We start from the raw sequence: 22,610 nt of genomic DNA, 5'->3' as shown, positions 1-22,610 counted from the left end.
TTGCCCGAAATCCTTGTAGAGACGTTGCACTGCAACGTCTCTACATTCATTTTCTCCAGATGTCTAATACAAAAATCAAATGTAGAGACGCAATAAATCACGTCTCTACAAAACATTATGACTTAATACTAATCACTCAGCACTCATGACTCATGACTCAGCACTCTCTACGTATCAATGCTGGAGGCTATCATTTTAGGTGACAAGTAAGGATAAGGAATCTTACCTTCTTGTTTGAGTTTTTCGTTCCGTTGATCAATTTCGGCGGCTATCTGGTCTAGTTTCGCCTTGAATTTAGCATGGGTTTCTGCGGATATTTTATCTGGTCTGGTTAAGACTGATAGGGGATGCAGAGATGGGGTAGAGAGGAAGTTGGAGAAAAATATCTGGAAGTGGGCAGTGGGGAAACTTTGCAAGGTGCTGAGTAGATACTCCATTGTAATGTCGCCTGCGGTTTCTGGGACTCCCTTAAACATGACGTTGGGACGGTTGGGGACGTATCCCAAAGCTTGATATTGGGAAAAGTTGATGGCTGAATGTTGAGCGCTGCCAAGGAAGATAATGTTAGTTAAAGTTTTAACCAGTAGTTCTTTTGTGGCGATCGCACTAGGAAATCCAGGTACAGCACCTTTTTCGGGGTCTGCTGTTTCTTTTGCCCAAGCTTGAATTACTGGGTCTGCTGCCACTGCGGCATCATCTTTATACACATCATTGACCACATTGCCAGTATATTCTAGGTAGGCATTCCAAATCTTAAAGCCATCTTCCCGGAAGTAGAAGTCTTGTACACCTTCAGAACCTTTTTCATCAAATCCCCGTGACTGCAAGTCTTCGGGGAAGCTAGAACCGAAAAAGTCCCATCTTTTCCAAGCTTTCCATATTAATCTTAATCCTCCAGATGTGCCGGTGGCAAAGGTGCGATCAGTAAAGGGAACGACTTTAGAAACCAAGGTCTGACGAGCCAGGTAGTTAATCCCAATGGTGTCTTCCAGGTGGGGTTTGAGCAATTGACCAATGGGATGATCTTTAGGGAAGGCGTTATGGTGACTAATTGCAAATGGCTCCATTGCCAAGTGACTTAAACCCAAATGGTAAGTAAACTGATGGTATTGACCATCAGCACAAGCTGCATGAATCTTCGCCAGCAAGTACTTGTAAGGAGTTTGGGAATTAGGAGTATAGATTTGATTTTTGCGGTCTTTGTGACGGGTTAACTGAATACCCACCAAATTCAACCGAGACTTACCATTTTCCAATAATTCCCGATAAACCAAAACGGTTGGTGCATAGAAAACTTTCCCTTGTAGTTGGGGGACATCTTCTAAGTCTGCGTAGTCTAGAATAAATAACCGTTTTTCTGCTATCAGTTCGGGAAGAGTTTTTCCTTGGGCTGTGAGTTGTGCTAAATCTGGTGGAACCGCTTTAATATCTGTGCAAAGTTTAATGATCATCGGGTTGACACCTTGGATCAGCTGGCGGCAAAATTCAGCATCATCTTTCCAAGTCTGGGGAATTTTATCTGGCGATGGTATCCAGTAAGCATAATAGGCTGTCCAAGGATCACCACCAGCTTGAATTGTCTTTTGCAGTCTATTTAAAAACCCTAGTTCTGAATAAACATACTCGGCTAACCGTTCTGACATTAAGCCAAATTTCTTTGGTGGTAAACCCTGTCCAGGCGGTAATCCCTTCACCATTGGGGGAAAATCTTCTAGTGGTAAATCTGGCGCATCGGTACGGCGAGGATACTTGACATATTCGTACTTTTGACCTTCACCCACAGCTTCTTGCTGCATAATCAGTAGTACTTGGGTTTTCAGGTCATCTAGGAGACCATGCAAAAAGGCGATCGCCATTTCTTGCTCCATCTCTTTCGTCGGGGGTAATTTCTCCCCAGAACTGAGGTCTAGCAACAAGGAAACGCTAATCTGTCCGTGTTTAGTACTATTGAGAACTAAATTTTTACGTGTTATCTGACCATCGACTAATTCGTGTAAGTCTAACTCAGCTGAACCGAGAAAATCATCTCGACCCAAATTAGCATCCCAAACACTAAATCTCAATTTGCCAGCAGTACTCAATACATCTAATGTCAGCTTTTGTCTCCATACTGGATTAGTAGTTTGGAAACAGACGTGTGATTCTTTTGGTTGTCCTTCATCTAAATGAACTACAACATAAGGATCGGGTAGAAAAAAGCCTGTTTGGACTAAATTACTACCACTAATTAGTTCAACTTCTAGTGTGCCAAAACTAGGATTAAAATATTTATCCAGAGATTGAATTGCATCTGTGTAAGCTTTTTGTTGAGCGCTCACAACTTGCCCAGAAACAATTGCTCCCACTTCCACTTCCGATGACCAATGAATTGTAGTTTCAGTGGCACTTTTAGCAGACATTTCCACAGTAGTAACAATACTCGTGAGTGTAGGAACGCTCGGTTTAGCCTCCACTAAAGAGTATTTCAGTACATATTGTTTGTCATCACGGGCTTCTAGACGTTCTTTATATTCTCTACCTGTGACTGTCTTAAAAGAGCGTACAGCCCCAACCTCGTCTTTTCCTGGTGGTTCTAATGTCAAAGATTCATAAATAGGCCACCATTTTCTGATCTCGGAACCAAAAGGACGAAATGCTTGCCATACTTTCTCAATAGGCGCACGAACAACACCTGTAACACTTGCACCGTAGCTCATGAAGTTACCTCTAAAACTGTTTGAATAGAGTTTGCTGGAAATTAAACAAGTTCGCAATTTTAGCTCTGAATAATTGGTAAGAATTCCATCTCCATTACCAATTAGTAATGACCAAATCCAGAGAATATATCTACATAACTAGTAACTTGGGTTACTAATCCTGCATTTCTCACAAGCCACAGATATCGCAGATGTAGGTTGGGTTAAGCGCAGCGCAACCCAACATAGATATTGAAAACTTAACCAATATCTCGGTGTTGGGTTTTCTTACGTCAACCCAACCTACTGATCTGAATCTGGTGAGAAATTCAGGTAATGTAGCTTGGTTTTTTGCATCAACCTAACAAGGATAGATACTGAAAGCTTAACCAATATCTTGGTGTTGGGTTGACGTAAGGAAACCCAACCCAGACATCAAATCGTTAGTGGCACTTAACTCTACTGTCAAATGCAGATTGGAACCACTTAAATCTATCGTTGAACAGTTTTTCGATATCGGCTTGTACTTTGTGAGGATCTTTTTTCTCTTTGGGTAAGAAGACGTTGTTGTACTTGACTTTAGTCAAATTATCATCTACGGGTACAAGCTGGACAGTACCTCTGTAGAGGCTTACAGGTAAGGAACTCTTTCTCACTTCATAAACTAAAGTTCTGTCTGCATCATCCGCATATACGAGTCTTTCTTCCACTACATTGTTGTGTGGGAAAAATATCTTTCTGCCATCAGCCGGAATCATTCTCACATCAGTCGCATACTGTACCCAAGAAACATCTTCCCAGTTACCAATGACTGACCACAATTTATCAGCAGAAGCGTGAACTTCAATCTCAAATGAGCTTCTGAGTCCATCACGTTCGAGAACGAAAGTATTCAGTTCTTCGATCCTTTGGGGTTGGGCTGAGTTAGCCATTGTATGCAGAATAGCGGTACGTTCTTCTGCATCTTTACCTTGAAGGGCAAAATCGATAGTTAGAGTAACTTCAGAACCATCACCCTCACTAGCTTTAAACACTCTCGCAGTGGCTTCATAGAAGGCGAAAATAGAATTGGGTTCTGGGAGGTTAATCTTCCAGATATGTTTTTCTTCATCGTAGACAACTAGAGTTTCACGAGTAACTGATTCTCTATATTCAAAGTAAATAGTAGCGCCTACTCCATTAGCAGGTTTGTCGCTTTCTAGTTTGACATCAGGGTGTCCGCTTAAAGCCTGTTGGACTGTTAAATAGTCGTCGAATGCAGCCCAGAATTGTTTGGGTGATAGAGGAGTGGGATTATTGCTGGTACGTGAGAGGCGTTTACCAGAAGCTAGATATTCAACTTCAACGGGGCTGAAGATTAAAGGCATATTGATTTCTCCTGAGTAAAATAATGAATCTTGTGAGAGGTAAGAAACTTAAGCGCACAAATTCCCAATATCAATTCTTTAGAAGCGAGTTACAGGTTTAAAGTTTGTACACTCTGCTCTATATAGACTGAATTGCAGGGTGGGCAATGCCCATCAAACTTATCATTTGGTAGGCATTGCCCACCCTACATATATTGCAAAAATCAAAGTTGGAATTTCACAGTTCGGGTTTTCATTGCTGAAATACCAGTTTCGTAATTTTGCTAACTTATCAGTCCCATCGACTGAAATTATGCGCTGCTGATATTTAAGTTTTGTGATATTTACCTCAGTTGCCAATGAGGGATGGAAAACGGACTTCAATTTATTGTCTTTAATTCTCCAATAGAGTCTTTGCGTAGGGAATTATTTTTTGTGATTTTTAACGTTTCTGCAATTTTTTTAGCTACTTCTGGATTACTCCAGTAACTATTGTGTGCATCACCACCTTGAATCAATGCTATTGGTGTACGTCTGAATAAGCTACCGATGAAGTAAAGCCAGCTATAGTTTTGAGTGACTATATCTTGAATATCTATGTACTTACGTCTGCCATCAACAAGTTGAGGAAGTAGTGTGCATAATGGATAAGCTATGGGATCACCTGGATGAATAAAGTTACTCCAAGGTAGTTTCTTTTCTCCTAATTCTCGATGCAAGTTATCCAAAAATATCTCTAAACGTGGGGTAATGTCATGAGTATTGATATTTTTACCTTGCAGAGTTTTCCTCTCCTTTGTAGTGTCGTCAACATCCATCAGATAAAACAAGGCTACTGGAGAACCCATTGTATGAATGCTGGTTAAACGTACCCCTTCTTTGGAAGTCGGTTCTATCCCAAAGATAGTATTTCGTGTTTCTTTTACAGCCTCATATCCAAGTATTCCCTCTTCATCCCAACGAGAAGCAAAGAGGACATCAAATAAGATAATTGTTCCTAAACTATGACTAACTAAATGTACTCTGTCTTCTTGGGGATTGTAGTCTTTTAGTCCTGCCATTGCTTGTTTTGTCAGGATTTCAACTACTTCAGCTGCTTTGTATCGACTGACGTATAAGGCGGCATCACCAATAAACTCAAGCATTTGTTGAGAACGAAAGCGCTGAAACCAAAGTTTGTTCCAGACTGGTGATTTTTGTACTTCTTTTAACAGCAATTTATCGCCTTTATCACCAATATTACCCCAGTAAAGAATTACGGGTTTGATTTTGTGGCTATTACCTAATTGCTGCTGAATTAATTCGATAAGTTTGTTGGCGTAGGTAGGTTTTACCCCTTCGTATCGGGTATTCACACCATGAATAAACACAATATAATCACAAGCCATTGCAGTTGCTCTCTTTTTCCAAGATGTTCTGAACTACAAATCAAAGTGCGGCATTTCGCATTTTTTGATAAGTTTGTTACAAACTGATGCAATCAATGTTTGTTAATGTTTTGCTGCTTGGTAATCAATAGCTATAGTTAATGCAAACTGGTACTCTAAACAGCACAAGTTAGAGCCATACCTGCGTTTGGCTGCACCTATGCTACTTGCAAAAACACATACCATTGCCAACTCATCACAAATTGTTAGCCACCACAAACATGAGCTAAATACATTATTTGCATAGCTGAAAATCTTATGTTGAGTTATTTTTACTAAGCTGAAAAACAGTCTGATTGGTAATTAAGGATTAGGGTAAAGGTTAATACGTTTTCGTTAAATCTATCTATACCTGAAAAGGTATGTGAAGGTTTTTACCGTAAAATTTTTAACAATGTATTAACAATCTTTACTGCGATGATTCAAAGTTGTGAATGTTAACAAATCTTCGTCAAAAAAGCATTGAAGTTGTTTCTCTGGACATCCTCAATAATTTAGCTTGATGACGATGATGTTAACATCATATTTGGCATATGTGTATAAATTAAATATTAAATATAGTTGGCACTTTAATTTTTGGATGAGATTGGGAATTGGGGATTGGGGATTAAGGATTGGGAAATATTCACCCGATATCCTGATCCTTGTAAAGACGTAGCAATGTAGTAGAGACGTAGCACTGCTACGTCTCTACTGTTTAGGGACTTCCAGAAAATAAAATATTCAATGGGTGAGAGCAAATATGATCATGGGATTTTTCCTCCCCTGCCTCCCCTGCCTTTTAGTGGGAAGTCCCTTACATCCTGTATTTGTAGTTAGGGTTAAAAAGATACCGCTACATTCGTGTGTTTATTCACATAGTCTACAAAGAGTTGCTTGAGTCGCGGATTAATGCCAGAGTGTTCTAGAAAGCTAAACCCTAGACTCCTGGCTTTGGCTAGGGTTTGCTCTGGTGTTAATCCTTCTTTGATGGCGACACTCAGTAAGGCTATTCCAGTCGATCGCATCCCTGCGGCACAGTGTATCACGGCTGGTTTAGGCAAATGCTCTAAGGTTGCCAAAATACTCGTAATCAGTTCTTCGTTTAAGGCTTCTAGTTTGAGTGGCACGTTCATATAATGTAACCCTAACGCTTGTGCCACTTTCTCCTCATCTAGGGAAAATCCTAACTCGTCAGGCGATCGCAAATTTAAAACCGATTTAAACCCTTCTTGAATAGCTTGCTCTAGCTGTCTGGGTATGACTTGTCCTGTGGTTGTCAAGTTTTCGTTAATCCGTATGGCGTTGATCACATTTACTCCTGGTTATTTTCTCATCGTTCCTGGTTCAGTAAAAACGCTATTGAACAAGCTTGGAGCAGCTATTCAACTCAGCACAGCGCAATGTGACAAATATCAGAACCTGTAACTGAATTAGCTCTGAATTTGCTTTGTGAATTTCTTTAATTGCTAGTTATTTAATAATATACGGTTTATCGATAGACTTATGTGTGATTAAAATATAATATACATATTACCGATAGGTTTACCGTTATTTATAGTCCCTTAATTTGTGAGGGATTATGCTGCACGCTGATATGTGATAGTTGTAACGATTTAGTTTATTCCTCTCAGCAGGGATTGATTTTGGACTAGCGATCGCGGCAGAATTATTGAGAGACTCTCAAGAAACACATTGCGTTGAGGTGCTAGTGTGTTCAAGCAGCGAGTCAAAATTTTCCAGAAATCAGAAGACAGATTGTGCAACCAGTGATTTGTGTATGAATGCTGAGGAAATATTTCTCCGTCGGGCAGAAGAAACAGATGCTTGGGTGATGAGTGCAATTCATATTGCAGCCATCAAAGCTTTACCGACAACTTTTTACAACCACCAAGAACTATTAGCTTGGCGAAATTATCGAGAAAAGCCAGATGGTTCTAATATTGTCAAGAGAATGAAATCAGAAACATTCTGGGTGGCTATCGAGTGCGATCGTGTTGTTGGTTTTGCTAGTTATATTATTGATGAATTAATCACTTTATATGTCCATCCTCATTATCAAAATAGAGGAATTGGCAGAGCTTTAGTAGAGCGTTTTTGTCAGGAAGCAAGTCAGCAAGGGATAGATCAAGTAATTACTACAGCTAGTCTTTATGCTGAGGGATTTTATTTGCGACTAGGATTTAATCTGATCAAGAAAGAAGCTCATCAGTTGCGAACTGGGGTAATAGTTCCAGTTTCTAAGATGAGTAAAAAACTGGAGAAATCTAGAGTGAGTTAGGCTGAGGTTATACCAATTCAAAATTCAAAATTCGTCTTGAAAAGTTTCCTACGGCGGGAAACCCGCCTACAGAACTTTCCGCAAAATTCAAAATTAAGAAACCCTTGTAAAACAAGGCTTTCCGTGTTTGGATCTGTATCATATTTTTAGTGAATTGGTATTAGCTGGGGTGTAGCATCACCCAACATGGAATTTTTCGTAGCAAGGGATACATTTTAAATTTGATGATTTTTTAAAAATCATTTACATATTGTCTTGTGATAATTTATCTTACTTTCAAACCTGTTTTTCTCAAAACCTATAATGCAAGTACGTGCCAGCGAGAATGATTAAAACTATCCGTTCATCTGCCCTTACCCGGACAAAATTAATAGAAGCGGCTTCACAAGTATTTGCCAATTTAGGTGTACAAGGAGCAACTACCCGTGAAATAGCACGTGTTGCTGGTGTAAATGAGGTAACTTTATTTCGCCATTTTGCTAATAAAGAGCAACTGTTAAAAACAGTTATTGAAAATGCTTTGGTACTTCAGATAGAAGTTTTAGCTAGTCCCGAAGCATGGACGCAGGATTTGAGAATTGACTTAACACGATATGCCCAGCTTTACAATACAATGTTGGAAGCCCATGAAGATTTGATTCGTACTTTTATTGGAGAAGCCAAACGTCATCCAGAAGCAGCCAAGCAAATTATTGAAGCAGCAGCTCAACCTTTAGGAGAAAAACTGGTAGATTATTTGCGATCGCATCAGCAACAAGGTACTGTGAGAAACGACTTTGATCCAGTACCAGCAGTGGATATGTTTACAGGAATGTTATTAGCGGGGATGCTTTGCCGCAACGCCAAGCTGAAGCAAAGTAGTTATAGTTGTCAGAAATATATTGAAACCTGCGTAGATATTTTTGTGCAGGGAATTATTAATTCGTAATTACTTAATTTCCCTATTGCCTATTTTTACAAAAGAGGATGATTCTGGAAATCAGGATATTTAGCATCAATTTGATGAGCTTTTTTAGCAAATTGGTCAAATAACAACTTCACCAACTTTAACTGTCTAAATGCTTGCTGAGGATCGCCAAGATGAGTTTCTGGTAAACGCTGCCCTATTTCTTTAAAAACTAGACCGAGAGGTACATTAATTTCATCTTGGAGTTGGAGATAACGAGCAAAAAGTGAACCATAAGCAGAAATCAGTGAGCCTACTCCACCTCTGGCTTGTCCCCAACCTATATAATAAATTCCCTTATAATCATCTAAAAACGCACCTGCATAACATTTGACTACCGCACCTTCAACACGCTGAAGTTCTGGGGCAAGAAATGGATAAGTGACATAGTAACCAGTGCCACAAACAATCAGATCAAAAGCTTCTCGGCTACCATCGATAAATTCTACTTCTTCACCATCCAAGTGACTAATAGCAGGTTTAGGGATAATTCGTCCATGTTTGATGTAGTAGGGAACTTCACTATTAAGAGTAGGGTGTTTGGCAAACACTTGATGCTGGGGCAAAGATAAACCATAATCTTCATGCTTGCCGAATGTCATGCGGATGATGGCGTAAGTCATGAGACGTTGATACCATTCTGGCATCCACCATTTAATTAAATCGGCAACTGGAACTCCGGCAAATGTTTTCGGGATGAACCAAACTGATTCCCGCATACTCAGCACACACTTAGCACCTACACGCGCCGCTTCTGCGGCTACATCACAAGCTGAGTTACCCCCACCAATGACTAAAACTCGTTTACCCCGCAGTTGATTAGGGTGTTTGTAATCTTTGGTATGGATAATCTCACCCTTAAATTCTCCCTGAAATTGGGGAAACCGTTTACACCAGTGATGACCATTACAAATCAGCACACCTTTATAGAGGCGCTGTTCACCATGAGTAAAGGTAACTTCCCACAGATTTTTTTCGACTGGTCGCAAATAACTAACGCTATGATTAAGTTGAATCTGCCGACGCAAATCAAAATGATCGGCAAAAGAGTTTAAATAATCCCGCATATTTTGAGCGCTGGGAAAGTCGGGATAATTTGCCGGCATGGGGAAATGGGTAAATTGGGTAATCTTGCGTGATGAGATGATATGTGCAGTTTCATACACACCATGATACCAATTTCCACCGATATCATCACTAGCATCGACTTGATCGTAAGGAATATTAGCAGCATGAAGTGCTTGTGCCATGCCTAATCCGACAAAACCAGCCCCGATAATTAGATGTTTATGAGTTGTATCAACTATGTTTTGAGTTGTACTGTAGCTACTCAGTGTTACCATCTTTAATTACCTCCGAACCTATTATTGATCCAGTCCACTAACGGTGGAAAATATCGTTTTAACAGATGCAGTCTTTGAGCTGTGGGATCAGGAAATACATGAAGTTGATTGCGAATAATTCCTTGAATTGTGGCACGCATGACATCTGCGGGATCTGTGACTAAATGTTCTGGTAAACCGCGAAAAGTTTTAGCCAAGGTTCCATAGCGTTCTGACTGAAGAATGGGAGTACGGCTGAAAAAGGGATAAACAGCTGTAACCTTCACATTGTAGTCTTTTAATTCATTGAATAGCCCTTCGCTGAAACCACGCAATCCGAACTTACTAGCTGAATAATGAGCCATACCTGCGATCGCACACCACCCCGCTAAGGAAGATATATTCACAATATGGCCTTTTTGTCTAGCAATCATATCGGCAGCAAATAAGGCACTTAATCGCATGGGTGTCAGTAAATTTATTTGCATGAGATATTCCCATTTTTCCGGGGGAATCTCATCCATGCGACCGAATAGACCGATACCAGCATTATTAATTAAAATATCAATGGGTAGATTCAGGGCTTTGACTTGATGATAGAGAGTTTCACATCCCTGATAATGAGAAATATCGATCGCTAAACAGGCTAATATCTCACCAGTCTTCACTTCACTTTGAATTTCTGCTACTCGCTGACGCAAAACAACTTCATTGATATCAGTCAAAATCAACCGACTACCAGCTGCTAATAATTGCTTGGTCAGTTCCTGTCCAAACCCACCAGATGCACCAGTGATGAGGATAACTGCTTTGTTAATGTGGGTCATGCTAATTCGTAATCAACGTGAATTCTCTGGGCGATGGAATCCATTGTATCTTGGTTAGCTGTAACCGAAGTTTTCAGATGATCCAGACTGAGGAAAAACGCTGTTACTCTAGGGGTGTTTAAGAAAGTTGCCATCAGATATCTAACCACAAAGACACAGAGACACAGAGAAACGCCAAAAATTTTTTCCCTTAGTTCCCAATTCGCTGCATAAACCGTAAAAGTCCCACGTGTAACTCAGCAAGAACACAAAACACAAGGTTTATAGGAACACTAATATGGGAACATTTAACGGCAAGATTGACGATGACTTCTTCGCAGGAACTAATGGTGAATCTTGGACACTTTCTGGGAATAGTGGTAATGACTACCTAGCTGGTGCAGACAAGAACGACGTAATTGATGGTGGTATTGGTAACGACAACTTACTGGGTGGCGCTGGTAATGACATCATCTATGGTGGCGCTGGCAACGACAACCTGTATGGTAACGACGGTGATGATACTTTAGTAGATATAGATGGTACTGTCGATGGTGGTAATGGTTTTGATACCCTAGTCGCCAACTACAGTTCCTTGAACAATGGTGCTGGTATTGATGTTGGAGCCAACGGACAAAACGCCATCTACAGCCGCCTTGCCAGTAATCCCAATCCCCTACTGACTTACAGCAATATTGAGCGATTTGACATTGCCGGCACACAATACGCTGATGTGCTGCGGGGTGGTGCTTATAATGACAATCTAATTGGTGGTGCTGGCAATGACAGCATATACGGTGGTGCGGGAAATGATTATCTCTATGGTGAAGCTGGTAATGACTACATTGAAGGTGGTGATGGCGACGACAGAATTTATGGTGATGCCTTCAATGCTGCTGTTTCTGGTTCTGCCAGAGATACTATCTATGGTGGTAACGGCAACGATGCAATTTTTGGCGGTGAAGATAATGACTATCTCGATGGTGGCAATGATAACGACTACATCGATGGTGGTGCTGGGAATGACTCTCTTTACGGTGGTGCTGGGAATGACTCTCTTTACGGTGGTGCTGGTGATGATTACCTCCTTGGTGGCGCAGGTAATGACTACTTATATGGTCTAGAGGGAAATGATACCTTAAGTGATACAGAGGGTGTGGTTGATGGTGGTGTAGGTACTGACACATTAGCAGTTGACTACAGTACCTTCAATAATGGTGCTGGTATAGATGTGGGATATTTAGGACAAAGTGCCATCTACAGTCGCCAAACTGGGAATCAAATCCTTCAGTACAGCAATATAGAAAAATTTTCGATTATCGGTACATCATACAATGATGTCTTACGTGGTGGTGCTGGTGACGACTCTTTAGCTGGTGGCATGGGTGATGACTACATCATTGGTGGTGCTGGCTATGACAATCTAGCTGGTGGAACTGGTAATGATACTTTAGAAGATATAAATGGTGTGGTTAGTGGTGATGCGGGCTATGACGTATTAGTAGCTAACTACAGCACCTTGAATAATGGTGCTGGCGTGAATCTCGGCTTAAATGGACAAAATGTTATCCGCAGCCAAGCAAATCAAAATGTTTTACTCACCTACTACGATATCGAGCAATTGAACATCACCGGTACACAATATGCTGATACCCTGCGCGGTGCTGGTGGTAATGACAATTTAGCTGGTGGTGCTGGGGATGATTATCTCAGTGGTGGCGCTGGTTCTGACAATTTAGCTGGTGGCGATGGCAATGATACCTTAGTTGATATAGATGGTACTGTTGATGGCGGTACAGGTACTGACACACTAGTAGCTAACTATAGCGCCTTCAATAACGGCGCGGGTGTAGATGTAGGAGCCTTTGGACAAAATGCTATCTACAGCCGTCTTACAGGTAATCCAATACTCTATTACAGCAATATTGAGCAATTCAATGTCACAGGTACACAATATAATGATGTGCTGCGGGGTGGCGCTGGCAATGACAACCTAGCTGGTGGTGCTGGCAATGACACTATATACGGTAGTCTTGGCAATGACAACTTATATGGTGATGCTGGCGATGACTATATTGACGGTGGTGATGGCAACGATACCATTCTCGGTGACTCTCTCACTGTTGTTGTCTCTGGTTCTGCCAAAGATACTCTCTACGGTGGTAACGGTAGCGATATCATTTATGGTGGTGAAGACAATGACTACCTGGATGGTGGTAACGAGGCTGACTACCTGAATGGTGGATCTGGTAATGATATCCTCTTGGGTGGTGCTGGTGATGATGTCATGGCCGGAGGTACTGGCGATGACTCCCTCGATGGTGGTGCTGGCTATGACAACTTAGCTGGTGGCGATGGCAATGATAGGTTGATTGATATAGCTGGTGTTGTCGATGGTGGTGCAGGTAGTGACACATTAGAAGCTAACTATACCAACTTCAATAATAATGCTGGTGTGGATGTGGGATATCTTGGACAAAGTGCCATCTTTGACAGGTTTAGTGGAAATATCCTACTTTCTTACAGTAATGTTGAGCAATTCAGTATTCTGGGTACACAATATGCTGATGCTCTACGTGGTGGCGCTGGCACAGACAACCTGTATGGTAATGGTGGTGATGACTATTTAGCAGGTGGCGCAGGCTATGACTATTTAGTAGGTGGCGATGGCAATGACAGATTGGTTGATACAGAGGGTTATATTGATGGTGGTACTGGTACTGATACATTAATAGCTGACTACAGTACTTGGAATAATGGTGCTGGTGTGGAGGTTGGAGCCTATGGACAAAATGCTGTCTTCAGCCGTGCGACGGCTCATTCCGTATTACACTACTACAATATTGAGCGCTTTGAGATCACAGGTTCACAATATGCTGATATCCTGCGGGGTGGCGCTAGTAATGACAACTTAACTGGTGGTACTGGTGATGATATACTTGTCGGTGGCGCTGGCAGTGATATTCTCACTGGTGGTACTGGTGCAGATAAGTTTGTGATTAACTCTAGGTTGGAAGGTTTGGATATCATCAAAGACTTTAATCGCTCGGAAAGTGATAAGATTCAAATCTCTAAACTCGGATTTGGTGTTAGTGACCTCAATAATTTCAGTTACAACGATGTAACTGGTGGCTTGTTCTTCCAAGGTACTCAATTCGCTACTCTGGAGAATAAACCTACTAATTTTGCAGTTAGTTTAGACATTCAGCTTGTTTAAAACTGCATAAATAATTCATGAGAAATTAGACCTCCGACTTTTCCCAGAAGTCGGGGGTCTTGTCTAGTGGCTATAACCCAATACGGTTCAGTTAAGGTTGTCACCTTATCGATCTCAGAAGAACCAAGACTTGGGGGATTCTCCCCCAAACCCCCGATTGGGAGAAGTTTGTGGGGAAGGTTTCCTTCCACAAAACTTCGGACGGTTGCGTCCCCCAAACCCCCTCCAAAAATAGATCTGTTTTATGTCTAGCAATTCATTTATTTTCTTAACTGAACCGTATTGGGCTATAACCATAAAAATTTTTAGCTGAGTTTCTAATTAAAAGCATTGCTAAATCTGGGTTGTGGCAAATAGCAAATTTTGCAACTAACCTACAGACTGGGTATTTCATATATTAATTGGGTATTTTTCCAGCGTCTCATATTACAATGAGGATGATAAAGCAAGTCAAAATAAGCAATAAGTATATAATAAGGTAGTCTTAATTAAAATGTTTGACGGATTTTGGGATAACGTTTTTCGCTACCCCCGCTACTTAATTACTATCGTCTTAGGGATTTTCCTGAATACCTTTGAGCCACTATTCCCATTTCTAAAGCGCCCAGTAACTTTAATTGCCCTTGTGGGTTTGTTTGTTGGTGCGCTGGCGTTTATCACTTTTACATTACGAGCAATGTTGGGATTGAGTACAGTCTAGACTAAAAACAGGTAAAGCCACCACAAAATTAGGCCACAGCATCTGACAAAATTAACAAAAAGCCGATTATAACGAGCTAGTTTAATTTTGACTACTGCATAGCAGTGCTGTCCTTTCTAACTCAAATTTATGTTGTTGTCGAACCTCTTGTGAGGAGGTAAAGATTTTATGGCTACAAATCGCCGCGTCTCCCGTGTTGCTGAACTAATCAAGCGGGAAGTTAGCCAAATGCTAATCAACGGTATTAAAGATGATCGTGTTGGTACAGGAATGGTTAGTGTCACTGATGTAGATGTTTCTGGTGATTTACAACACGCCAAAATCTATGTCAGCATATATGGTACAGACGAAGCTAAAGCAGAAACAATGGCTGGGTTAAAATCAGCAACTGGTTTTGTGCGTAGCGAATTAGGGGCGCGAGTTAGGTTACGCCGCACTCCAGAAGTGATTTTTATCGAAGATCGTTCAATAGAACGGGGAACTAAAGTATTATCGCTTTTGAACAAACTGGAGTATGAGCGATCGTCTATTGATGATGTTCCGCCAGCTGATGATGTTGAGGATTAGGTATTGGGGATTGGTCAACCCCTACGGGGAATTCAAAATTCAAAATTCAAAATTAGTAAGAACACTACTCCCTCACTTCCCCACTCAGCACTCCCACACTCATCGCTCATCACTCTCTCATCTTTACTTCTTCTTGTCTCTTTTGCTGCAATGTCAATAGAGAACAATTAGTCTCCGCATAATCCGCTAAACATTTGACAGACGTGAATATCTCGCGTCTGTTTAAATTTGTCTATACCAGGGAATTCGGAAGACAGAGACATAATTCTTAGAACTTACGCAGTATAACTAAGTTTTCTGGCTTTTTTGTCAATAGTCAATAGTCAATGGTCAAAGGGAACCAGCCGTCTATGGGGGTTTCCAGGGCAGTTCACTCAAGTCAAGCCACTGCGTTGCTTTGGTTTCCAAAGTTGTAGCAAGTGGCGCGGGAAACCTGCCCACCCGACTGCTTTCCCGTTGTGCGGACTGACGTTTTAAAATCAAGATTTTTGGACTATGGACTATGGACTATTGACCACCCTCAGAAGGGTTTTTTGGTTCAGTGCGTAAGTCCTAATTCTACCTTCATTGGGGGTGCGAACCCCTGGGTCTTTGTTTGTCAGTGATGTTACCATTCGGCCACGAAGTTAAATATTTGAGGTTGTGTAACTCCACTAACAAAAAATCGCTAGTTCAACAAAACTTTACAATTTTATAGTCATTTACTTACGTAACTAGATGTTAGGGAATGATCACTTAAGTAATACTTGCTACAAATGATGCTCTTTAGGTAAGTCTCCAGTAGGATATGGCTTTATCTGACTACTGTTAATGTATATAGATGTCTCTCACCTTTTGACAGATGTTTATCTCCAGCAATCAGTTAGCTCAGATAATGTCAATCAATCAAAAAATTATGGGTTGCTTTAAGAAATTATTAACTTATGGCACATTCCGAGTATTCCTAATGTACGGTAACGTTAGCTCTGCAATAGTTTATACCTTAATTTCTGCCGGGCATTATAGGTTTGTTTAAATTAGGCTTTTTAAGCATGATTCTACTGTGATGATTTCTTACCTCTGCTATCGATATTGTTTCAAGTAAACTTAGTTTAGGATTTGCACGATATGTATGGAACTAATGTCAAGATTCGTTGACATTTTTAACATATCTTTAAATTATTTGAGGATATGTAGCGTCAAAATGAAAATAGTTCCGTATAGTAAACTACAAAACCCTAAGCACAAGTCTAATTCCTGTCCTGTTTGTTCTTCATCTTTTGGTGGGAACACTATCTAAGTGTAAATTTGTGAGTAAAAACCATGAGTGTGAATACGGTGCCTTCTATCAACTACTATTCTCTGGATGTAATTCAGGACGAAGCACGCCGACTAGTACAAAAAGGAATGGTCAGCAGACAACAGCCTATATACACACTCTGCCAATACATTCCTGCTAGAGAGTGGGTTTGTGTAGAGTGTGAGTTGGAAAAGTGTGACTTCTTGTTGCGCGATCGCATTGGTGACCTGATTGGTCGGGAAGAATGGGATAACGACTAATCCACAATTCGTCATTACTCATGATTTTGGATTGAGATTTGATTTTTGGATGCCTGGATGTGACTATAAATTTTTCAACCCCCAAGTAGAGGGAGTATCTCTGGTTTGAATGACTCCTTCTCGATCCAGAATCTTCTATTTTCGTTTTGTACAAGTTTTCAAATTAACGAATGGTTAAAAGCAAGCTTTTGTGTGAGTCCGGTGTGATAACTTGATGATTTTATGTAAAAAATCTTTGACCGGAGCAGTTAGACTAATAAACTGCTCCGGTAATTTTTCTGATAGCATTTATATCAACCTCGTTACATAATTAAGTAGGGCTTGCTAAAAAAGTCTTCTCGTGAGTGTAGGAAACACGGAATAGGTAACAGGTAACAGAGAACAGTTGCTTCACACCCAAAGCTTATCCAACTTGCTCTAAATACTGGTTAATATCTTCAATTACTCGTGTAAGTTCAGCTTCTGTAGTCAAGCGGATACTAACATCACGAACAGTTAGTAGTACTTTTGCGGCAAAAGGGGTAGGCCAAATATTCGGATTGCAGAAAATTTCTAAAAATACCTCACCAGTGTAACGATACTCCAATGGTGGCTGTGGTGAGGCTTTACTGCCGCCGGCAGCAGGTTTGGCGCTGACTGCCTTGAGTCTTTCCATTAACTGATCTATCGCTGCTTTTAATTCCTGTGCTGCTTGGGGGGAGAAATTGAAAGACACAGAACCTTCAATCAGGTTCAGTCTTAAAGGAGTGGAAGACATAAGTAGTTTATTAAAACTGGATTAATAATTATCTATGTTACCGGAATGTTGACACTCCTCTGACTTCTCAATAGCGGCAACGACAACTAGACAATTCACGGCCCCGAAAATACTGCTTGTTCAATATCTTCTCGACTGAGGGAATATTTGAAAGCGCGTTGAATATCCTGTCCATTTTCTCCAGCTTGGATGTAGCGAACAACAATCTGTTCAACATCAAGCCATAATTCAGCTTGCCAATTAGGTCGAGTTACACGCCAGCAGTGCAATTGTATTTCATCTTGTGTGCAACCTTGGTTTTTGAGCCATTGCTCAATTTGTGGTAAGGAATGACTGTATAAGGGAGTATCAGCAGAAACAAGAGTCATAAGTGATGGATGATGGGTATTGGGTATTGGGTGAGGATTTTGTTGGAATTCTCAATTACCGAATCGAAGGACTATATCTAGATGATTAGCAACTTGGATTAACTATTTGTAACAAATATGAAATTGGTTGTTGTAGGTGTGTTGGGAAAAGTGTATCACCGCGAATGAGGCTGATAGTTACAGCTAGTACTAGACAACCAACAAAAGTTAACCCCAAAATAAATAAAACAAAAATTTCCCCTGATGAGAGGGGGCGATCGCTCGCATCGAGGTAAGCTGATTTTGAGTAATCGTAACTGTAAGATGTAGGACGATGCAAGTCAGGCGGTGGTTGAATTACGCCAAAGCGAGAATAACCAATTTTCCTATCGTAGATAGAACGTCTTTCTGGATTACTCAAGGTGGCGTAAGCTTCGTTGATTTGCTGAAATTTGCGAGTAGCAACAACAGCAGATAATTCCGTGGTATCAGGATGATAACGTTTGCTCAGTTCCCGATAAGCACGGCGGATGTCGATAACTGATGCTGAGGGATGCAAACCCAGCAAGGAATAGTATGTGGGTTCACTACTTTGTGGCTTTGCACCGTTTTGATTCACGGCTGTTTGACTCACCTTGCACTCAAGTTTTTTCTAATATTGTAAACTGGCTTGAGAATTTAAAAGGGAATAGGCAATAGGCAATAGGCAATAGGCAAGAGTTTTTCTCCCCTTGTCCCCTTGTCCCCCACTCCCAATTATTTCAGTCGATTAAACATTGCTTCTCTGGCTTGTGTGGCTAGGGTGTCGTCTAGTGGTTGCAAGATGATGGGTTGTTGATACTTTAGGCGCAAGGCTGTTTGAATTAACCAGTCAGCGACGAAGGGATTTTTGGGTAACAGGGGGCCGTGGGAATATGTTGCGATCGCATTTTGATAAAAAGCGCCTTCTGTACCATCTTCGCCATTATTACCTAAGCCATACACGACTTTTCCTAAAGCTTCTACCTTACCTAATTTGGTACGTCCACCGTGATTTTCAAACCCTACTAGATAAGGTTTGCTACCTGTCATTTCTGCTAAATCTTGTGCTAAACGAGTTGCTGTAACTTCTACTACTAAGTTACCAATACAACGTTTAGTATTTTCCCCAGGATGAATAGAAACTAAATCAAGTATGCCTAATCCTTCAATACGCTGTCCGAAGGCTGGTTCGTAATAATGTCCTAGTAACTGTGGTGAACCACAGGTAAAAACTCCTGGTGTGCCATTTTCGATTTTCTCACGGATAGCATCGGCTTTTGCACCTTGCAAATCACGCATGACAATTTCTTGCTGACGATCTTGTGCGCCACCACCAACGATTACATCTACAGATTTGATATCAGTTGCTGTAGAGTTTTGGTCTAGGGGCAATACTCTCACATTGTACCCCCGCCATTGAGTGCGACGTTCGATAGTAATCACATTACCGCGATCGCCATAGGTACTCATCAATGTGGGATATAGCCAACCGATAACTAATTCTAATGATTGAGAAGTCATAATATTTGGGAGTAGTGAGTGCTGAGTGAGGGAGTGAGGGAGTGAGGGAGTCAGGGGTGCAGGGGTGCAGGGGAGAAGAAAAAATGCTCATGACCACTGACTATTGACTATTGACTATTGACCAATGACTAATTTAAAGAATTTTCCGACCTGTGAGAACTTCGCGGACTTCTAGCATGGCTGAGTAGGTGGGGAGAATGTGGAGGGTTTCGGTTGCTGGGGTGTGTGCTAGGGCAGTGGCGATCGCTTGACGTAAATCTGGTTCGACGATTAAATTTAGGTTACTTTGGGGTGATTTTTCGCTGTAACGTAGACGTAAGGCCATATCATAGACGCGATCGCCACTGACGATTAAAGTCCCGCCGCGTTCGACTAGTTTTTCGGTATCTACATCCCAAATCCAGGATACATCTGTGCCGTCGGGTGTGCGATCGTTTAACACTAGTAATGTTGTTTTGTCTGTACTTTGATTGACGACGCGAATTGTCTCATTCGTCCCCACAGGATTTTTGGATAAGAGAATTCTGACACGTTTACCATCAATGACTAAATCTTCTGCACGACCAAAAGCTGCTTGGAAGTTGTGAATACTATCTTTAATTGTGCTTTCATCTACTCCCAATTCTTTGGCGGCGGTTGTGGCTGCTAAGGTGTTGTATTTGTTATATAAACCTACGAGAATTTGTGGCCATTGGCTGCTGGCTAATGTCGGTTGACTCTTACTAAAACCGCACTGGGGACAAGTAAAGTCTCCTAAATGGGACAAATACACACCTGCGTAATCTAAAGAATGTCCACACCGGGGACAATAGATAGAATCAACGGCGTGAGGAATGGCTTCTAAATAATGTTCTGGTTCACTCAAACCAAAGAATAAAACTTTTTGAGGTAATTGCTGACCGAGATAGGATAAAGTCGGGTCATCAGCATTAGGTATAACTACAGTTTCTGGTGAGAGAGTGGAAATCACTTTTGTCCAGCGTTTACTGATGGTGTCTACTTCCCCGTATCTATCAAGTTGGTCACGGAACAAGTTTAGACAGAGGATAATTTTTGGCTGGAGTGGTGTTAGTACTTTCGGTACAATATTCTCATCTACTTCCAAAATTGCATAATCTACATTCAGCGTTCCTACTAAGTCTGTGGTTTCTAGTAACGCTGTCATTAAGCCGTTTTCCAGATTTGCACCTGTAGAGTTATGAGCGACACGATAACCTTTATTTTCCAAAATCGTGCATAAAAGTAGTGAGGTGGTGGTTTTACCATTCGTCCCAGCAATGATAATCACCCCATTTTTCACCTGCTGACTCAATAACTGTAAAAGTCGAGGTTCAATGCGACGTGCGATCGCACCTGGTAATACACTAGCAGCACCTAGACGCAGCGATCGCACCAAAAACGTCACACTTTTCGCCACCGACACCGCGAAACCTAAACGCACTCTATCTATGAGTTTTATTTTATTGCCCATTCTGGTAGTTGTTAATTGATAGTCAATAGTCAATTGTCAATGGTCAATTGTCATTGAGAGGAAATCCTGACAAATCACCCAATACCCAATACCCAATACCCAATACCCAATACCCATTTCCTAATCCTCACCATACGGGTTATCTTAAAAAATAGTGTACGTGCGTAATTATATATCCAGTCCAGGTTGCCTAATTCAGCACAAACTGACGACAGACAAATAGTAGCTTACAGGGTTCTTTTTGATGAGTAGTATAAAGTTATCTTTTTTACATAAGCTTACTGGCTGGGGGCGATCGCTGTCTAAATGCTTGTTGCTGCTTATTTGCTTGTTGATTTTGGGGATGCAGCCGTCCTTTGCAGGTATTAACGATGATACTTATGATGGCAATATGTTCGTGGTTTATGCTGGTAACGGTTCTCTAGTCCCTGCCAAATTTACCTTAGCCCAATCCATAGCGGAACATAAACCTGTAGTTTTGGCATTTTACGTTGATGACAGCCGTGACTGCAAGCAATACGCCATTGTGATTTCCCGATTCCAAGAATTTTATGGGAAAGTTGCAGAAATTATGCCTGTGAGTGTAGATACCATACCAGCAAAAAAAGCCTATGCTCCCACAGAACCGGGATATTACTACACTGGTTCCGTTCCCCAAGTTGTAGTGTTTAATCAATCTGGTGAAGTAGTGTTCAATGAGAAAGGTCAAGTTCCTTTTGAAAAGGTAGATGACAAACTACGAGAAGTGTTTGACTTATTACCTCGCACTGAATCAGTGCAGTTAAAACGACGAGCCTTTAATGAATTCAGTAGTGAGTTATCCAAGTAAACTTAAGGGTAGATCAAATTGGTCTGCCCTAATTTTTAGTGATATCCGTTACGATATTTTTCACAATACCAAGAGATAATGTTTTAACATCAGCTTTCAGCTAACAACCTAGTCCAAAGTCAAAAGTCCATAGTTCAGAGCAAGAATAATTGACTAATGACTAATGACTAATGACCATTGACCATTGACTAACCGAGTGTGTTCTAATGTCAAAGGTTTACACTACTAAGGAGTTAATTCAAATCCTGGCAGCTGAACGCCAAGCTTGCCTGAAAGGAGAACGTCTCAAGTTAGAAGTGACAGTTTCCGGTAATCCTTTAATTGACCAATTTATTAGAACAGATGGATTGCAGAGGTTTACAGCATACCAAGATTTCAAAACTGCAATTCATGAATATCAAAGAGAAAATCAAATTTCCGGAATTATTTGGAAAGAAATTAAGATTAAGCAGCAAACTTTAAATTATCCTGAGATCAATACAGAACTAATTTCTTTAAATAGTGATTTAGAGATATTAAAAGCAGCAAAAAATTCTATTTTAGATTTTTGGTACACAGTTTCAGACGGCATGGATTTGTATTTAAGTTTTAATAATGGTAAACAGCATCAAACAATTACCATAGCTGATGTAGAAAGAATGGCTCAAAGAACAGAGTGGGCTAGTTTATTAAAGTGGGAAAACTTGAATTTTTTAGAGATAATTTTACAGCTAGGATGGGGAAAACCAGAAGAAGCTAGTTATAAACGTGGCAGACCACATTCAGGTAGCGAATTTATTCACGCTGTCAATCCTGGTAATCTACCTATTGGTTGAACATCACGAAAATGTAAAATCTGCCAGTGTTGATGTGCCAATTG

The 22,610-nt window shown here is 40.8% G+C and carries 20 protein-coding genes; 8 read left to right on the top strand and 12 right to left on the bottom strand.

The features are described 5' to 3' along the window. Positions 1-167 precede the first annotated feature (167 nt). From FD725_RS01630 to FD725_RS01615, 4 genes are all read right to left on the bottom strand, one after another. Positions 168-2,696, bottom strand: a complete 2,529-nt coding sequence (locus FD725_RS01630; protein WP_179046526.1) for a lipoxygenase family protein — start codon at positions 2,694-2,696, stop codon at positions 168-170. 422 nt (positions 2,697-3,118) lie between these two features. Beyond that, positions 3,119-4,042, bottom strand: coding sequence for an SRPBCC family protein (locus FD725_RS01625; RefSeq protein WP_179046525.1), 924 nt, complete (start codon positions 4,040-4,042; stop codon positions 3,119-3,121). A gap of 359 nt (positions 4,043-4,401) precedes the next feature. After that, positions 4,402-5,409, bottom strand: a complete 1,008-nt coding sequence (locus FD725_RS01620) for a hypothetical protein (RefSeq protein WP_179046524.1) — start codon at positions 5,407-5,409, stop codon at positions 4,402-4,404. 860 nt (positions 5,410-6,269) lie between these two features. Further along, on the bottom strand, positions 6,270-6,740 hold the full coding sequence (locus tag FD725_RS01615; protein ID WP_179046523.1) for a beta-lactamase hydrolase domain-containing protein: 471 nt from the start codon (positions 6,738-6,740) through the stop codon (positions 6,270-6,272). Positions 6,741-7,207: 467 nt separating this feature from the next. On the opposite strand from FD725_RS01615, the gene FD725_RS01610 reads away from it, so the two are divergent. Then, complete coding sequence (locus FD725_RS01610) at positions 7,208-7,708, top strand: GNAT family N-acetyltransferase (RefSeq protein WP_179046522.1); 501 nt, start codon at positions 7,208-7,210, stop codon at positions 7,706-7,708. Positions 7,709-8,033: 325 nt separating this feature from the next. Further along, positions 8,034-8,636: a TetR/AcrR family transcriptional regulator gene (locus FD725_RS01605; protein WP_179046521.1), complete on the top strand. Its 603-nt coding sequence runs from the start codon at positions 8,034-8,036 to the stop codon at positions 8,634-8,636. A 26-nt stretch (positions 8,637-8,662) separates the two neighbouring features. Here the strand turns inward: FD725_RS01605 and FD725_RS01600 are convergent, their stop codons facing one another. The 3 genes from FD725_RS01600 to FD725_RS01590 are packed head-to-tail and all read right to left on the bottom strand — an operon-like array spanning position 8,663 to position 10,937. After that, positions 8,663-9,997: an NAD(P)/FAD-dependent oxidoreductase gene (locus FD725_RS01600; RefSeq protein WP_179046520.1), complete on the bottom strand. Its 1,335-nt coding sequence runs from the start codon at positions 9,995-9,997 to the stop codon at positions 8,663-8,665. Positions 9,998-9,999: 2 nt separating this feature from the next. Then, positions 10,000-10,803, bottom strand: a complete 804-nt coding sequence (locus tag FD725_RS01595) for an SDR family oxidoreductase (protein ID WP_179046519.1) — start codon at positions 10,801-10,803, stop codon at positions 10,000-10,002. Further along, on the bottom strand, positions 10,800-10,937 hold the full coding sequence (locus FD725_RS01590; protein WP_179046518.1) for a hypothetical protein: 138 nt from the start codon (positions 10,935-10,937) through the stop codon (positions 10,800-10,802). Before FD725_RS01590 ends, FD725_RS01595 begins: the two co-directional genes overlap by 4 nt. A gap of 143 nt (positions 10,938-11,080) precedes the next feature. Between FD725_RS01590 and FD725_RS32260 the strand changes: the two genes are divergently transcribed. The 4 genes from FD725_RS32260 to FD725_RS01570 all read left to right on the top strand — a co-directional run bounded on the left by FD725_RS32260 (position 11,081) and on the right by FD725_RS01570 (position 16,805). Beyond that, on the top strand, positions 11,081-13,999 hold the full coding sequence (locus tag FD725_RS32260; protein ID WP_179046517.1) for a calcium-binding protein: 2,919 nt from the start codon (positions 11,081-11,083) through the stop codon (positions 13,997-13,999). A gap of 493 nt (positions 14,000-14,492) precedes the next feature. After that, the gene (locus FD725_RS01580; RefSeq protein WP_179046516.1) at positions 14,493-14,699 is read left to right on the top strand and encodes a DUF751 family protein; all 207 of its coding nucleotides are present in this window, start codon (positions 14,493-14,495) and stop codon (positions 14,697-14,699) included. A gap of 168 nt (positions 14,700-14,867) precedes the next feature. After that, the gene (gene rbfA / locus FD725_RS01575) at positions 14,868-15,266 is read left to right on the top strand and encodes a 30S ribosome-binding factor RbfA (protein ID WP_179046515.1); all 399 of its coding nucleotides are present in this window, start codon (positions 14,868-14,870) and stop codon (positions 15,264-15,266) included. A 1,302-nt stretch (positions 15,267-16,568) separates the two neighbouring features. Continuing rightward, entirely contained in the window at positions 16,569-16,805 is a 237-nt protein-coding gene (locus FD725_RS01570) for a DUF4327 family protein (protein WP_096537447.1), read from the top strand. Between the two features lie 403 nt (positions 16,806-17,208). On the opposite strand, the gene FD725_RS01565 is transcribed toward FD725_RS01570, so the two are convergent. The 5 genes from FD725_RS01565 to FD725_RS01545 form a co-directional block, all read right to left on the bottom strand. Further along, positions 17,209-17,562: a hypothetical protein gene (locus FD725_RS01565; protein WP_179046514.1), complete on the bottom strand. Its 354-nt coding sequence runs from the start codon at positions 17,560-17,562 to the stop codon at positions 17,209-17,211. Between the two features lie 95 nt (positions 17,563-17,657). Then, complete coding sequence (locus FD725_RS01560; protein WP_179046513.1) at positions 17,658-17,930, bottom strand: DUF3143 domain-containing protein; 273 nt, start codon at positions 17,928-17,930, stop codon at positions 17,658-17,660. Positions 17,931-18,015: 85 nt separating this feature from the next. Then, positions 18,016-18,543 carry a J domain-containing protein gene (locus tag FD725_RS01555; RefSeq protein WP_179046512.1) on the bottom strand — a complete coding sequence of 176 codons (528 nt, stop codon included), beginning with the start codon at positions 18,541-18,543 and terminating at the stop codon, positions 18,016-18,018. Between the two features lie 122 nt (positions 18,544-18,665). Next, positions 18,666-19,451: a type 1 glutamine amidotransferase gene (locus FD725_RS01550; protein WP_179046511.1), complete on the bottom strand. Its 786-nt coding sequence runs from the start codon at positions 19,449-19,451 to the stop codon at positions 18,666-18,668. 133 nt (positions 19,452-19,584) lie between these two features. Beyond that, positions 19,585-20,922 (bottom strand): Mur ligase family protein, encoded by a 1,338-nt coding sequence (locus FD725_RS01545; protein ID WP_179051379.1) that lies wholly within the window; start codon positions 20,920-20,922, stop codon positions 19,585-19,587. Between the two features lie 244 nt (positions 20,923-21,166). Between FD725_RS01545 and FD725_RS01540 the strand changes: the two genes are divergently transcribed. Next, a complete protein-coding gene (locus FD725_RS01540; RefSeq protein WP_179046510.1) occupies positions 21,167-21,751 on the top strand; it encodes a thylakoid membrane photosystem I accumulation factor in 585 nt (194 codons plus the stop codon). A gap of 206 nt (positions 21,752-21,957) precedes the next feature. Next, the gene (locus tag FD725_RS01535) at positions 21,958-22,566 is read left to right on the top strand and encodes a hypothetical protein (protein ID WP_179046509.1); all 609 of its coding nucleotides are present in this window, start codon (positions 21,958-21,960) and stop codon (positions 22,564-22,566) included. Positions 22,567-22,610: the final 44 nt, after the last annotated feature.

It is taken from the genome of Nostoc sp. TCL26-01 (genome assembly GCF_013393945.1).
In the GTDB taxonomy this organism is placed as follows: domain Bacteria; phylum Cyanobacteriota; class Cyanobacteriia; order Cyanobacteriales; family Nostocaceae; genus Trichormus.
This window is presented reverse-complemented; position numbering and strand designations above follow the sequence as displayed.

Coding starts and splice junctions, on each gene's coding strand:
- FD725_RS01630 (WP_179046526.1), bottom strand. CDS start 2,696: ATGAGCTACGGTGCAAGTGTTACAGGTGTTGTTCGTGCGCCTATTGAG.
- FD725_RS01625 (WP_179046525.1), bottom strand. CDS start 4,042: ATGCCTTTAATCTTCAGCCCCGTTGAAGTTGAATATCTAGCTTCTGGT.
- FD725_RS01620 (WP_179046524.1), bottom strand. CDS start 5,409: ATGGCTTGTGATTATATTGTGTTTATTCATGGTGTGAATACCCGATAC.
- FD725_RS01610 (WP_179046522.1), top strand. CDS start 7,208: ATGAATGCTGAGGAAATATTTCTCCGTCGGGCAGAAGAAACAGATGCT.
- FD725_RS01605 (WP_179046521.1), top strand. CDS start 8,034: ATGATTAAAACTATCCGTTCATCTGCCCTTACCCGGACAAAATTAATA.
- FD725_RS01600 (WP_179046520.1), bottom strand. CDS start 9,997: ATGGTAACACTGAGTAGCTACAGTACAACTCAAAACATAGTTGATACA.
- FD725_RS01595 (WP_179046519.1), bottom strand. CDS start 10,803: ATGACCCACATTAACAAAGCAGTTATCCTCATCACTGGTGCATCTGGT.
- FD725_RS01590 (WP_179046518.1), bottom strand. CDS start 10,937: ATGGCAACTTTCTTAAACACCCCTAGAGTAACAGCGTTTTTCCTCAGT.
- FD725_RS32260 (WP_179046517.1), top strand. CDS start 11,081: ATGGGAACATTTAACGGCAAGATTGACGATGACTTCTTCGCAGGAACT.
- FD725_RS01580 (WP_179046516.1), top strand. CDS start 14,493: ATGTTTGACGGATTTTGGGATAACGTTTTTCGCTACCCCCGCTACTTA.
- rbfA (WP_179046515.1), top strand. CDS start 14,868: ATGGCTACAAATCGCCGCGTCTCCCGTGTTGCTGAACTAATCAAGCGG.
- FD725_RS01570 (WP_096537447.1), top strand. CDS start 16,569: ATGAGTGTGAATACGGTGCCTTCTATCAACTACTATTCTCTGGATGTA.
- FD725_RS01565 (WP_179046514.1), bottom strand. CDS start 17,562: ATGTCTTCCACTCCTTTAAGACTGAACCTGATTGAAGGTTCTGTGTCT.
- FD725_RS01560 (WP_179046513.1), bottom strand. CDS start 17,930: ATGACTCTTGTTTCTGCTGATACTCCCTTATACAGTCATTCCTTACCA.
- FD725_RS01550 (WP_179046511.1), bottom strand. CDS start 19,451: ATGACTTCTCAATCATTAGAATTAGTTATCGGTTGGCTATATCCCACA.
- FD725_RS01545 (WP_179051379.1), bottom strand. CDS start 20,922: ATGGGCAATAAAATAAAACTCATAGATAGAGTGCGTTTAGGTTTCGCG.
- FD725_RS01540 (WP_179046510.1), top strand. CDS start 21,167: ATGAGTAGTATAAAGTTATCTTTTTTACATAAGCTTACTGGCTGGGGG.
- FD725_RS01535 (WP_179046509.1), top strand. CDS start 21,958: ATGTCAAAGGTTTACACTACTAAGGAGTTAATTCAAATCCTGGCAGCT.